At 49.9% G+C, this 14,010-nt stretch carries 12 protein-coding genes; 1 reads left to right on the top strand and 11 read right to left on the bottom strand.

What is annotated here, in order from left to right:
- The 7 genes from IM638_14235 to IM638_14265 all read right to left on the bottom strand — a co-directional run.
- The coding region (locus IM638_14235; GenBank protein MCA6364192.1) for a hypothetical protein at window positions 1–680 on the bottom strand (680 nt) is incomplete at its 3' end.
- Window positions 681–824: 144 nt separating this feature from the next.
- Window positions 825–1,517 (bottom strand): hypothetical protein, encoded by a 693-nt coding sequence (locus IM638_14240; protein ID MCA6364193.1) that lies wholly within the window; start codon window positions 1,515–1,517, stop codon window positions 825–827.
- An 11-nt stretch (window positions 1,518–1,528) separates the two neighbouring features.
- Complete coding sequence (locus tag IM638_14245; GenBank protein ID MCA6364194.1) at window positions 1,529–3,157, bottom strand: hypothetical protein; 1,629 nt, start codon at window positions 3,155–3,157, stop codon at window positions 1,529–1,531.
- Window positions 3,158–3,178: 21 nt separating this feature from the next.
- Window positions 3,179–3,763 carry a sigma-70 family RNA polymerase sigma factor gene (locus tag IM638_14250; GenBank protein MCA6364195.1) on the bottom strand — a complete coding sequence of 195 codons (585 nt, stop codon included), beginning with the start codon at window positions 3,761–3,763 and terminating at the stop codon, window positions 3,179–3,181.
- A gap of 166 nt (window positions 3,764–3,929) precedes the next feature.
- On the bottom strand, window positions 3,930–4,640 hold the full coding sequence (locus IM638_14255; protein MCA6364196.1) for a DUF2490 domain-containing protein: 711 nt from the start codon (window positions 4,638–4,640) through the stop codon (window positions 3,930–3,932).
- Window positions 4,641–4,817: 177 nt separating this feature from the next.
- Window positions 4,818–6,836, bottom strand: a complete 2,019-nt coding sequence (locus tag IM638_14260) for a hypothetical protein (GenBank protein MCA6364197.1) — start codon at window positions 6,834–6,836, stop codon at window positions 4,818–4,820.
- A 27-nt stretch (window positions 6,837–6,863) separates the two neighbouring features.
- The gene (locus IM638_14265; GenBank protein MCA6364198.1) at window positions 6,864–8,579 is read right to left on the bottom strand and encodes an alpha-keto acid decarboxylase family protein; all 1,716 of its coding nucleotides are present in this window, start codon (window positions 8,577–8,579) and stop codon (window positions 6,864–6,866) included.
- A 301-nt stretch (window positions 8,580–8,880) separates the two neighbouring features.
- On the opposite strand from IM638_14265, the gene IM638_14270 reads away from it, so the two are divergent.
- Entirely contained in the window at window positions 8,881–9,363 is a 483-nt protein-coding gene (locus IM638_14270) for a hypothetical protein (GenBank protein ID MCA6364199.1), read from the top strand.
- Here the strand turns inward: IM638_14270 and IM638_14275 are convergent.
- The 4 genes from IM638_14275 to coaBC all read right to left on the bottom strand — a co-directional run bounded on the left by IM638_14275 (window position 9,360) and on the right by coaBC (window position 13,892).
- The gene (locus IM638_14275; protein ID MCA6364200.1) at window positions 9,360–10,496 is read right to left on the bottom strand and encodes a BamA/TamA family outer membrane protein; all 1,137 of its coding nucleotides are present in this window, start codon (window positions 10,494–10,496) and stop codon (window positions 9,360–9,362) included. The two genes, IM638_14270 and IM638_14275, sit on opposite strands and share 4 nt — an antisense overlap.
- A gap of 113 nt (window positions 10,497–10,609) precedes the next feature.
- Window positions 10,610–11,704 carry a hypothetical protein gene (locus IM638_14280; protein ID MCA6364201.1) on the bottom strand — a complete coding sequence of 365 codons (1,095 nt, stop codon included), beginning with the start codon at window positions 11,702–11,704 and terminating at the stop codon, window positions 10,610–10,612.
- 80 nt (window positions 11,705–11,784) lie between these two features.
- Window positions 11,785–12,690 (bottom strand): DUF4835 family protein, encoded by a 906-nt coding sequence (locus IM638_14285; protein MCA6364202.1) that lies wholly within the window; start codon window positions 12,688–12,690, stop codon window positions 11,785–11,787.
- Window positions 12,690–13,892 carry a bifunctional phosphopantothenoylcysteine decarboxylase/phosphopantothenate--cysteine ligase CoaBC gene (coaBC, locus tag IM638_14290; GenBank protein MCA6364203.1) on the bottom strand — a complete coding sequence of 401 codons (1,203 nt, stop codon included), beginning with the start codon at window positions 13,890–13,892 and terminating at the stop codon, window positions 12,690–12,692. The genes IM638_14285 and coaBC overlap by 1 nt, the downstream gene beginning before the upstream one ends.
- Between the last annotated feature and the right edge of the window lie 118 nt (window positions 13,893–14,010).

The following is a 14,010-nucleotide window of genomic DNA, read 5'->3' on the forward strand; positions in this document are numbered from 1 at the left end:
CCACTGATGCGGTTTCCGCCGGCACCGGCACCGCCACCGCCCACAATTACACGGTTTGAAAGTGCATTGCCGCCAAAGCGCACGTCAGAGGCACCGCCGCCGCCGCCACCCGCAGCTAAATTGCAAGGTGATGTACCACCGGTTCCTCCTCCATTATATCCACCAACTGATGTCATCATACCACCACCACCAACATAAATCCAAAGTGTATCACCGGCAGTTACAGCCATTTTACCTGTTGCATATCCGCCTTGTCCACCTGCAACTGCCTGATTGTTTGAGTTGCCCTGAGCACCCCAGGCTTCAAGCGTTACGCTGTCTGTTCCCTGTGGTACTACCCAGAATTGTGGTGCGCCTGTGAATGAGAATGTTACTGATTGAGTGCCGCCAGAGGCCAATGCCTCCGCATAAAAAATAGTAGTACCGGGAACTGTAACCGGCAAGCCGGTGGCAAGCGGAGTTGTGCCCAGCAGATTGCCTCCCACTGGTGCATCGTACCAGGAAATAAAGTTAGCAGGTGCCGGTACAGCCGCCGTAAGCACGGTGGTTCCGCCCGTATCACTGCAAATTGCAGCCGGACTTGCGAAAGCTGCAGTTGGGGCGCCAGGTGTAACACATTGTGCAGCCACTCCGGCTGATACAAGTGTTCCGGCGAAGAATAAGAGTAGTTTGTGTGTCATTCCTTGAGGGTTTTAGAGTGGAAAATTAGAAATAATATCCATACTCATCCCTGCTTTTTGCTCTTACCCGGACATGCGAAATAAGACCGTGCAAAATGACTACACTGGCAATCAGTTATATTATTGCTTTAAATTGATTTTGTATTAACGCTGTTCCAGCCCCAGAGCTCCGCCAATGGGATAATCCATAACCGGAATAGCACTTTCACCTGCAATACGCTGCTCAGGTGTGAGCGGCCTGGCAGAAACAATAATCCGTACCGTGCAATAATAATCGGACCGGCGGAATTCGGAAGGGCGCAAAAATTTGCGGCGGGTAAAATATCCGCCCCCCTTATCGCCATATACCTGAAACGACTTGCTGATGAGCACAAGCTGATTATAGAGTTCGGGGGGCATCGTAGTGGCTTCGGGCGAATCGGGATAATTGTTTTTGATTTTTCCGGTGCGGTCTATCCAGAAGCCCACCAGCATGGTATCGGTTCGGTTTGAATCAGCCGGTGAATAGGTGTAAGTAATGTTTTGCGCATAGGTGCGGCCGAACTGAACCCGGTGTTGTGGCAATACACGCTCAAGACCAGCCGGAATGCAGGCGGTATCAAATAATGCGGCGTTTGTCCAGCTGCCGTTGTTGGTTGAATCGAAACTCAGTTGCCGGCTTTCGGTTGCACATACGGCAAACATGTTGTATTCCACTTTTACATAAGGCAGCAGCGGTTTACGGCGCACCACAATGGTGCGTGTGGCTTTGGCCGAGGTATCTGTTTGCTGTGCGGGCTGGGCAACCGCCACAACCGCAGCAAAAAGAAACAACATGATTAAGATGATGCGAACCATACGATGCAGGCTCAGATTCCAAAAAAGTTGCGCAGGGCATCGGCGCTTTGTGCGGCAGCTGCAGGCACCGGTTTAAGCGTAACGTGAATGCCCGATGGTTTAGGTGTGGTAAACGCATCGGCCGAAGCCCACCAGAGTGTATTATCGGCAATTACCCAGAGCTGGTTTTTCATTTCGGCATTGTAGCTGAAATTGAAAGCCTGCGGGCTTCCCTGCCAGCTAAAAATGCTGTTTGTTCCCTGCTGCACATGTACAATGCGCGAAGCGGTTAAAGTGGTGCCATCTGGACGAAGCAAATTAAGCGCGGTGGTGCGAACGGATGCCGGCCAGGCTATTTTGCGCAGGGTGGCAAAGATGCCGAAATGGCCGGAGCGGAACGACTTTGCAGACCTTGCGGTTTCGGTTTTCGGCGCTGAAACATCGGCACGGCGCAGGACGTTGCATTTTTCAGCAATGCGCGTACGCAGGCTGTTAAGCTGTGTTTGCTGATTATCGAGAATTTGCTGACGTTTTTCTACTGCGGCGCTGTATTCTTCCTGCGCCGCTTTCAGCGATTGTCCTTCGAGTACGGGATAAACGTCTATTTTTTCTACACGCTGCCCTTTTGAAAGGCGAATCTGGTAACGGCCATCCTGCGTGCCGCGTGTAAGCTTCACATCTTCCCACTGCACGCTGTAAATGGCCGGATCAAAACGGCGGGCCGATTCATCCACTTCAAACACCACATTTTTCCAGTCGGCCAGTTGAGGAAACTCGCCGGGATTGAAATCCACATTAAAGCGGTTTTTTCTGGGATCAGCAGCTTTCGGGGCATCGGGCAGTGCAGGCAGCAGCGGCGCGGTGATGCGGTATTCTTCCATGCGCTGCTCTTCGAGCAGGGCATCGTACTCTGCCCGGCGGGCGGCACTGAGTGCTTCAATGGGCAAAAGTTCGCCGGGGGCGGCGGCGCTGGTGTTTTCGGGCAGCTGGACGGGAATCCAGGAAGCTGAGGCCGTTTCAAGACTGTAGGTCGTAAAGCCCTGTACAGCGGGAAGTTCCACATCAATGCCCTGTCCTTTGCGCAGGGTAAGTGGTTTGCCGTTCTGGAAAGCAAGCATTTCTACCATCTCGGCCGATTCGTAGGCCTCGGAGGCTGATACAGGGCTTGCGCTCATGGGAATATCAGCAAGGAAAAGATCAACCGGATCAGCAAGGCGGCGGTAACGCAGCTCTACCTCTCCGCTTACCGGTGCGCCCGAAGCATCGGCAAGTGAATTGGCCGGAATGGTAATACGTACACCATTGCCGGCATCCACCACGGTTTGTACCGCAGTACTTACACGTAAGGTGTTATAGGCCGGCGAAGGCAAACCAGTTGCACCCGCAGCCACCGCCGTATCCTGATTGGGCATGGGGTTACTGACAAGCGGCTGGTTGCCTTTTGCTTTTTCAGCACTTTCGTCGGTGTAGAAAAACACCACGGCCAGCAACGCTACTGCTGCGGCGGCGGCGGCCATCCACACGTAACGGCGCGACGAAGGAATTTTCACCACCTTTCCCGACTGCTGATTGTATTGATCAAGCAGCGCATCGAAATTCCGGCGCGAGAGAATCTCGTCGGTACCGGGTTTCTGGCGGTCGTATTGTACGTTTCTTTTCATAGTATATATGATGATGCAGTACTATCGGGCAGCACGGCGCATATCCATTAGTTTTTTACGCAGTTTTTCGAGAATACGATATGTTTTCACTTTCGCATTGTTCTCGGTAATTTCCAGTATGTCTGCAATTTCCTTAAACGGCCTTTTTTCAAAAAAGCGCATTTCAATCAGTTGCAGGTCTTCCTCATCAAGTGTAGCCACCGCATCGCCAAGCAAGGGCGCAAATCCTTCGTAGGGATCTTCCTGTATCTCATCCATCATGCTGTGCAGTCCGTGGGTATCAATACTTACCGTGCGTTGTGCCTGTTCCTGTCTGAAAACAGTATATACTTCGCTTTTGGCAATACGATACAGCCACGAGGCAAAAGGCACACCCCTGAACTGATACTTATGCAAATTGGTCATGGCTTTGAGGAATACCTGCGAGGTTACGTCATGCGCTTTTTCTTTGTCGTCCATCCGCTGCCAGATGTACATGTAAATGCGTTCGTAATAGAGATTGTACAGGGGCTTGAACTGCACAGGGTCGCTCTTGGCGGCCTCCACCAGTTCCTGCTCACGGTTCAGTTCCTCACCTGAAACGTGGTATTTTGATACTACCTCCATAGCCGGGGTTTTCATCATAAAATTACCGCTTTGGTCCAGCTACTTGTCCCAAACCGGGTTGTCCGGCAGGGCATTTATTACCTATAACCGGAACAGTGGTGGAAAGATACAGAAGCTGCGGGATAATTTATCATTAACTCCACGACTTGGCTAAAAGAGACTGTTTTCAGGGATGCTTCCCCCACTCCATCCGGTGAAACACGGTTAGGCGCAAAATATGCCGGCTATAAACCGAAGCAGGGGCACGATGCTGATACCAGTATAAATAGCCCGCATCAAACGTAAGCCGCCTGCCGCACTCCACAGAAAGCCCTGCATAAACGCGGTTCTGGTCAAATGAGGCGTTTCCGGCCTCGCCGCCGGCCTGCATCAGGTACTCGTTGCTGAGTTTGAGCTTGTAGCTGAATTGCTTTTCAAACAAGGGATAAATCAGCTGAATGCGGTAGCGGAACCGGAAAGCATTGAAACCAAAACCCGCCTCAAGCGCATCGGCTGTTTGATTGGTGTGGTGAAAGAAACGCACTTCCGTTCTGAACCGATGATCGAACACAGCCTTGCCGTGCTGATGCCGGTAAGCCAGTTCGGCATGCGGCCGGAGTTCGGGAATGGTAAGTGGTGGTGATACACCCGGACGGTTCGGGTTGTGAAAAAATGTGCAAAACCCTGCCGATACCTCCCAGCCCTTTTTACCAAGTAAACGATGCACATGCGCCCTGAACAGGAACTGATGCTGTGCAAGCGGATTCACAAAGTGCCTTTCCTGTATTTCGGCCTGAATGTGCCAGCGGCTGTTTAGCTGCAACGTTTCAAACCAGCCATACCAGATAAGCTGCTGCCTATATACCGTTTGCTGCTGTGCAGGGCTGCTTATTGCCATTGCCCAAAAGAATATTACCCCGATTAATCTTAGCTGAAGTGACATAATCGTAATTGCAGGGGCGTAAAATTATAAAATTCCTATAATTTCTATCTAATTTATAGGATTTAATTTGCCTCATTAAAAAACGGCTGCCTCCTTTTACCGGAAGCAGCCGTGCAAATGTGTATTGTGTATTTATTCCGGACAAATAAACGGATACTGTTTATTGTCGATAATGGGTTCGATGCCAAAGAAATCATTGAGTACCGATTCGGCTGTGCAATATGCGCCTTCCACCCAGGCCTGATCGTTTGAATAGGCTTCGCCTACAATGAAAATGTCGGCATCTTTTCCTTTGATGAGTTGCGAGGGTTTTCGGATTTTGCGCTGCACATCGCCAATATTATAGTGCGGAGCCCATTCGTGGTATCCGGCATTGAACGGCGGCAGCGACCAATCGACATAGGCTGCTTCAAGCGGTTCGGGCACATAGGTATAATTTGAATTGGGTCCGTAATGCAGTTCGGCCAGCATTTTGCGCAGCATTTTGACCATACGTGCAGGTACTTTTCGCGGGCCGTCAATAGGCTGTGTATCGCGCGATACGGGAATTTTCCGTTCGCGCTGCGGGCCAAGTTCGAGTTCCTGCCAGAAGGTGGTGTTGTCTTCATCATCATAACTGGCCAGAATACCGTATATCGGTTTCTGCTTTTGCTCATTGGCATTGTTGCCAAAATACACCACCATGCGTATCGGCGAATTTGTCACGCTCGGGCCAATGGTATTGCGCAATGCCGCAGCACCAAGTTGTTTTACCTGTGTAATGGTAAGCGCCTGATTGGTGATGTTTTCGATGGCCTTTACCATATCGGCTTCCGAGTTGTAAGGCACAAACAGCAATTGCTGCATGGCTTTGAGTGCATTGGCCGGGAACTTCAGCTTTTTAAGTGCGGCAATTACATCTTCCGTAATCACGTAGCCGTTTATCAATGCCGGATAAGGCGCAGGATTTTCGGCATCGGGTGCCCACCAGGGCTGATCGAAGAACATGCCCACTTTGTACGAAGGCTGCATGATGGTTGATTCGAGGTAAAGGCTCACACGCTCGTGGTTAAGCACATCAAGTGTGCCGGGAGCAGGTGCGGTGTACTGCGTGGCCTGTGCTACTTTCTCGATTGCTGCGCGGGGCATGGCCAGCCAGGCGGCATCGGCAGTACGTGTACCTTCGGCAATATCCGGATTGCTGCGGCTGGCATACGTAAACACAGCTTTGTTGCTCTTCCAGACAATAGAATGCAGGCGTGTGTCGGGGTAATAGTTAAACACAATTCCCTTGCTTTTGCAAAGGCGCACAATCTCATCAAACAACGCATTAAACATGCCTGAATAACCGATGGAAAGTGTGCGGTACTGGCTGCCCGGCGTAAACTCGTTGTTCATGTTAAACGATACCGCCGAGTTTGTATTGATTACGTTTGAGCTGTAACCATTGCCATCAGCTGCATAATCATACCCTTCCGAACCCAGCTGATCATACAGCAAATTCCAGTAACCAATATCTTTCAGGTAGTCGCCCTTCTGAAACACTGATGTATCGGGAAGTGTAGCTGTGATGGTGCCTTCGTTGTAAAAACGACACCATTCCAAACGTGTTTGCGGACCGGTGGTGGCTGTTACCGAAAGGTTCTCGACGGTGGTAAATCCCTGATCGGGCGAGGTGGTGGCACCGAAGTTATTTACGTTGTAGGGTGCGGGATTGCTGGAGGTAATGTCGTTGAGGTAAAAATTCTTTGAGCGCAGATAGAACAACTGATTACCGGTAACATTAAACGGCACCGAATATTTGTTGAGTCCGAGGCGTTCAATGGTTTCAGTAACTACGCGGTGGCCCGGAGCAAGTCCGTTGTTGGGATCCGGAAATTCTTTCGACGGTTTTTTATCCCAGTATGAATAGCGCATACCGCCAAGCTCCACGTAGGAGTTTTTGGGATTGTTCTGATAGAACCAGGTGCAGATGCGCGCACCGGCCGAGCGTGTGCCGGGATATTGCTTCGAGAAATCATAGCGGCCCCAGTCGTAAAGTTCAAGCACATCGCCTTTTACAAGCTGCTTCCCCTTTAGTTTCGGATCTTTGCTTTTTCCGCTCAGCAAGCGCCATGCGGTATAAAGGCCGGCTGCTCCGGCGCCAAAAATGGAATACGTTTTTTGTGACATCTTATAATGTGTTAGGAGGTTAATCATTTATTCGCTGCCGAGGCGATACATCTGACGCGGCAGATCTTTTTGCGGTATCACTACTTCTACCAGCACAGGCCGGTCTTTAATTTTGGCAATGAGCGGCAATGCCTTGTTAAGTTCTGATACCGTGCTTACGCGCATGCCTTCGGCGCCGAACGCTTTCGCTAAAGCGATGTAATCCCATTTCGGCAAAATATCGAATGCATCAAACTTATGCTGCGGGCCGGGCTGAAAAGCCGTCATATCCACATACACCTGCTCAATGGCATACACCTGATTGCTCATAACAAAAATTACCGCATTCAGCTTGTTGCGTGCCAGCGTGGAGAGCGACTGGCAAACCATCATAAAGCCACCATCGCCGGCTACTGTCCAGGCGCGTTTGCCGCTGCCCAGCTGTGCACCTGAAGCTGCGCCGGTTTCAAACCCGATACATTGCCACGCTGCCGACGAAACGAAACTGCCCTGCGATAATCCGTAGGCATTTGTAGCCACATACATGGCCGAGCTTACACCGTAGGTCATTACAATATCTTTCAGCATGTTTTTGTCTTTCAAAAACTTCATTGAATGCTGAAAGAAGCGGTTGTAGGTAAGCACCTCCGGGTCGGCATTGTATTTGGGATCGGAGTTTGACACCCACGGTTCGGGATATTTTGGTTGCGGCGGAGCTACCGTTTTAAGCGGATAGGCTTTGTCGGCCTTAAAACGGCGCAGCAGTGCTTCCATGAAATCTTTCATGGTTACATCGCCGTATTTGAAATAGCCGGCGCGCACACCGTCGGTATTGGCCAGCACCATGTTGGCATACTGCTTTTCAATAAACGTGAGGTAATCGTCGGTTATAATTGTGCCCAGTGTAAGCACACAGTCTGATTCGAGAATGGTATTGCGTACCGGCTCAATGGAAGCTGCATCGGAGTATGTGCCCATGAATTTATTGCCCTTCTCGTCGAGCACCGCTTTGCCGAGACTTGTGGTGGTATAGATAAATCCGCTGGCATCAATAATTTTCTGAAGCAGGTCGGTAAGGCCAAAGCGCAGTATTTCCACACCGGCAAAAATCACCGGCTTTTTAGCTGCCGTAATCTGGCTCCACGCCTGCTCTACCGCATTTTGCAGCGCAAGTGCAGGGCTTTTTACTTCGCGCGGCTTTAGCGGTGTTTTAGGCGGCGGCGGACAGGGCTGTCCCCACACTTCCTTGTAGCAGGCAATATACACCGGGCGTTTTTGCGTAATGGCTTCAATCAGCAATTCATCAATCTGTTCGGCCGCGCCTACGTTTGTGCTGAGCGTAATTGCTTTTACCGTTACGTTTTCATACACATTCTGATCGGCACGAAGATCGCCGGTGGAGTGATGAAAAAGCACATCGTACATATCGGTAATATTTCGCGCATCAGCACCCGGAGCAGCGCTGATTACCACAATCGGACTACGTTCTACCCAGGCACCGGCAATGGCATTAAGTGCGCTGAAGGTACTCACCCCGAATTGCAGCGAAACCGCAGCCAGTCCGCGTGTACGGGCATACGCATCGGCTGCATAGGCGGCATCCAGTTCATTGATGGCGCCGATTGTATTTACGCCCGGGAAATATTCCAGCGCCTGCGTGAAATGCTTTACATAATCGCCCGGAATCTGAAACACATCCGTAACGTTGAGTTGCTTAAGCCGGGTAAGCAGATAATCGGCTACTGTAAATGTTTTGTTGGCCATGCGATAATTGAGTTGAAGTGGCGCTGCCGCAGCAGCTTGCTGATTTGATTACGCAAGCATGAACATGTAAAAACAGCTTGTTTGAACGAATATTCGTATTTCACTATTCAAATGAAAATGCGAGATATTAACAGCTGCTGAAACTCTTTACCAGCAAGGCATTCAGCGGGTCGGGTAGAATTACCTGATTTGTTTTTGCGTAATAATACAGGTAGAAATCTGTATCCAGTTAATCAACAACCGCAGGGTTGCATCATAGCTAAATAACAGCAGGCAAAATCAAGTACCGGTAATATGAAGGATGTCATTTTCAATTATTCCCGAAATCCGTTACTTTGCACGCATGGAAACACCCGTGAATACCGAGAATTTTTTTATGCTCAATCTGCTGATTTTGCTGCTGTTTATTTTTCTGGCAGCCGCAGCGGGCGTTATTGCGTTGTTGTATGGCCGTGTGGTTTACAAACGCTGGTTTTCGTGGGTTCGTTTATTTGGCGGAGCCATGCTGGGAGGTTTGCTGGCATCAGGTGTAATCTGGTTTGCAAGTGAGTTTGGCAAACTTGATGAAAACAATTCGCTTGCAGGTTTCAATGATATGATGGTAATGATTTGCGCGTTGTTTTTGCCTCTCATGCTTATTATTCCGCTTCTCAGCATTGCCCAGCGCAACCGGAAAGCCAAAATTGCCGAGCTAGAACTTGAAGTAGCGGCACTAAAGGCGCAACTTGCCTCCAAAGGACAATCGCAAACACCTCCTTCACCGCCCCCGGCTGCTACGGTTTAAAACGCTTCGGCCACCACAAAGTAGAAATAGCCACCTTCGCGGCCGTGGCCGTAATCAAGCCGGATATTGAGCCGCTCGGCCGGATTTACCACAAAGCGTAAACCGGCACCTACCGAGTATTTAAGTGTGCGCATACTTACATCCGACGGGCGGTTAAACACATCGCCCGCCCCCGCAAAGCCCACCAGCCCGAAACGCCACCACACCGGAAAACGATATTCAACCTGTGCCGCCACAAAATTCCGGTCGCGGAAACGGTTCTTCGGATAGCCACGTAAAATATCATCATTGCCCAACGTAGGCAAATCAAGAAACGGCACTTCACCCTCGGCATGCCGCGCTTTGGCCTGCACTGCCAGCACATGTTTGCGCCTAACCTGCCAGTATTTCTGATAAGTGGCGTTGATGTTCCAGTAGTTGAACGTGCTGCCCCATGCCGGATTGAAAATGTATGAGGTAAGTTCAATCAGCGACCCTTTGTAGGCATTAATCAGATTGTCGCGGCTGTCGTAAATAGCCACCAGCCCGATGGCGGATGCCGTGCCGCCCCTGTAGCCCGGAATAGTGCCCTGTTCAAGCAAACCGCCGGGTGTGTAGCTGAATCCGTACTCACGCCGGAACTGATAATCGAGCCCGGCAAAGAAATCGTACTTGCGGCTCATGCGTTTCAGCATAAGACTTTTTACGCTGATGTAGTTGTATTCGTATTTCTCGGCATTACTGCTTGAACTCTGATTGCCTATGCCGTAAAAACGATCGGGAAAATCGCGGTAACGCATTTCCCCTTCAAGCAGGTAGTTTTCGTTTCGCGTAAAAATTTTCCATTGCCCCCACACATCCAGCTGCCGGTTCTGTGTGTAATCGGCAAGGAACTGTACATACGAAATACGCGTTTCTTCTTCGTGCTCGAATTTAGGCGGCACTTTGAAGTAATATACTCCGGCGGCACCCGCAGCCCAGCGTGTATCAGGTGTGTAGTATAATAAGGGTAAAATGAAAAAGCCGCTTTTGTCGCTTTCAACCGTATCGCTGAGCGGTGAGAAACCGAAAAACTTCCGTTTTTCTTCTTCCTGTGCATTTGCCTGAAAGGCAGTGACCAGAAAGACCAATATCAGCATTAATTTACTTTTCACTTACATCGAGGTTTTCATTGGTCAAGATAAGTGCAAAAAACGTAGTGCAAATACACCTCATAAAAATTAATACGTGTTTTATTCACGGGTAGGTGCGCCGGGCGCGGCCGCACTCATTGTTTCATGCGCATCCCGATAAAAAGAAACGTCAGCACAGCAGCTCCAATACCCAACATCCATAGCCATGTGGAATCTGTGGTCTTTTCTTCCTGCGCTGCAACCGTTGCTGCCGGTGGTTTTCTCATCAATGCAAATTTCTTCTCCTCTTCAAGGGCTGCTTTAAGTACAGCTTCATCTTTCAGTTTCCAGGCTTTTGCATTCGAAAACTGGGTAAAGCTATGGTAATGAATTTTCAAATAATGATTTCTAACGGCTTTCGCCGTATCCTCAAAAGGTATTTCTACCAATTCCGACTGAAGTGGTATTTTGCTTCCGGCTTCCCGCAGTTTGGATATGCGCTGTGCGGGATCGGGACTTACTGCGGGTGTGCCAAATTCTTGGGCCAGTTTCCACCAGGCCATACCCACTTCAATGCTGGTATTTTCAATTATTTGTGCAGCATCCGCACAAATATCTCCCATAATCATATCGCCCGGCGAGGTAAATGGCAGGCGTTCATTCAGTTGAATATAAATTGCGTTGAGTGTGTTATACAATTTAACTTTTGCCGGGTCTTTGCCAAAAATACTTAGCCCAAAGTCCTTGCGGTTTATGTTCAGTACATGATTTTTGTCAAGCCATTGCGGATCTTTGGCAAGATTGATTTTTGCTTTCAGAATATCGGTATGTACCCACTCGGTTCCCTCGTGGGCATTGGGGTTCAGCGTGAGGCTGTATTCAATCCACTTCAGCGCCGAATCGTTTTGCCCGGCAAGTTCATAAGCCGTACCCAGATTGGCGGCAATTATATACTCGCGCGGATGAGCGGCGCTCAGCAAAAACAATATCCGAAGCCCTTGCCCCACATAACCCCTTTTAAGCTGATTCACGGCAAAGTCTGATGAATCTTTGTACGTGGCACAGGCCGGGTTAAGTACACGTAATTCATCGAAATGACGGTCGGGCAATTCTTCAAATCCGTTTAATCCGTGATATGCATTTCCTTTTATTCCATGAAACTCATATTCGTTTAAACAGGCCATGCCCGATACCGGCATAATAAGGCAGAGCAGAAAGGCTCCGAACAGTTTACCCACAGTCGATTTCATGCAAAGAGGTTTTAAATGAAACCACAAAACGCGCATGACTGCATCGTATTGCAAGCATGCGCGTTTTGCTTTGTAAGTGGTCAGCCCTGCTGTATCCGCTGGTATTTTATACCGTTTCCGGGGTCAATTTTCTGAAGCAGCGGTACAATTTTGCCTTTCTCATCGGGCATGCCCTGCGTAAAGAGTTTCACTACTTCATCAGATTTTGCATTGAAGAAAATCTGCATCGGAAACGAAAGCGGGCGCTGTGCATGAATGGCTTCGAGACCTTGCAGGGCTTCGAGCACAGCGGCACGGCCAGCAGCCACATCGTTGTACATGATATCAAAGCCCAGGCGGTGATATTTGTAAATACAGCTGCGCATGGGCGCAAACAGCGGCTGCAGCATGTTTTCTACAAGCCAGTAGCGGTTTTTGGTGTCTTCCTGCGAACGCCAGCCGCGCTCGGGGGCGTTTTGCGCATTGGCTACAATGGTTTGCGCTTTTTGCCAGAATGGGGTGCCGCCGTTGAGTGAGAATGAATCGTAATCAAGTGCCAGAATTACATAAGCGTAATACGCCAGCACCGAGGTAAGGTTGGTGGTGTGCTGGTTGATGGTGAAATCGAACGCCTGAAACTCGATGTATTTGAACTGAAAGTTTGGATCGTTGTGGTTGAGCATTACCGAATTGTACGACGATTTAAAGGCCGTGCGGGTTGACTGAATCTGCAACGTGGCTTTGTATTCGTCGTTCGAGAGTTTTTCGGTTACGTTTATGAAGAAACTACAATTAATACGTTCATCGGGACCGAATACATCGTTTGTCCATTTCGTGTTATTAATAAACTCGAAAATGGCTTTCTGGAGGTTATCGAAAATACGGCGTTCAGATGTGCCCTGAATCTGAGGCGACACCACCTGCACCTGGCAGTTGAGTTCCTGCGCCTGTGCGGCTGTGGCAGAAAAGCAGGCAATAAAAACAAGTAAGCGACTAAGCAGCTTCATCAGGTAAGAATAGTTTGGAGATAATCGGCAATATCGGCAGCTACTTCCGATTTTGTCTTCAGTTCAAATTTAAGTGTTTTTCCCTCGCGGGTCAGCAGGGAAATGCGGTTGGTATCTTTGCCAAAACCGGCCCCTTCATCGCGCAGTGAATTGAGCACAATGAAGTCGAGATTCTTGCGTGTAAGTTTGCTTTGGGCGTTGGCTTCTTCGTTGTCGGTTTCGAGTGCGAAGCCGGCCAGTATTTGTTTGCCGGTTTTGCGGCGGCCCAGTTCGGCCAATGTATCGGGCGTTTGTTCGAGTTCAATTTGCGGCACACCGCCGGCTTCTTTTTTGATTTTGCTGCCTGCCGCATTTTTCGGCCTGAAATCGGCCACAGCTGCGCTGAGAATGGCGGCATCACATTGGTCAAATACAGCGGTGGCGGCCTCGTACATTTCCTGCGCCGACGTAATGCTGATGCGTTTAATGCGCGGATGCTGAGTATGTAGTGCCACCGGTCCTGTAACCAGCGTTACATCAGCGCCACGGCGGGCCAGTTCCTCGGCCAGCGCAAAGCCCATTTTGCCTGTGCTGTGGTTGCCAATAAACCGCACCGGATCAATAGCTTCGTAAGTCGGGCCTGCCGTCACAAGGATATGTTTACCGCTAAGACGTTCGGCCTGTGCAAACGTTGCCGCAATGTGCTTTACAATCTCTTCGGGCTCGGCCAGCCGCCCTTCGCCGCTGAGTCCGCTGGCCAGCTCGCCGGTGCCGGGCGGAATTACATGCACATCACGGCTTTTCAGCAAATGAAGATTAGCCTGTGTGGCGGCGTGATGATACATGTCCACATCCATGGCCGGCGCCACCATAACCGGGCAACGTGCAGAGAGGCAAACAGCCAGCAGCAGATTGTCGCACTGTCCGTGGGCAAGTTTGGCCAATGTATTGGCCGTGGCCGGAGCAATTATCAGCACATCGGCCCAGAGACCAAGTTCTACATGGTTGTTCCACGTGCCGTGCGCATCGGCCACAAACTCAGTAAGCACTTCATGTTTCGAAAGTGTGGCCAGGGTGAGCGGGGTTACAAAATCGTGCGCAGCGCGGGTCATTACCACCTTTACTTCTGCCCCGTTTTTTACAAGCAGACGCACCAGCAGCGCAGCCTTATAAGCAGCAATACCGCCGGTTACGCCCAGCACAATACGTTTACCCTGAAGGATCATGCACGAAAGTTAAGCACAATATCAGCACTCATCGCAAAAAACAAAATACGCTGAGTGCTATAAACAGAAAGACATGACAACCGTAAACGGAAGTCATGCCTTACTTATTTTATTG

It is taken from the genome of Bacteroidota bacterium (assembly GCA_020402865.1).
GTDB lineage: Bacteria > Bacteroidota > Bacteroidia > Palsa-965 > Palsa-965.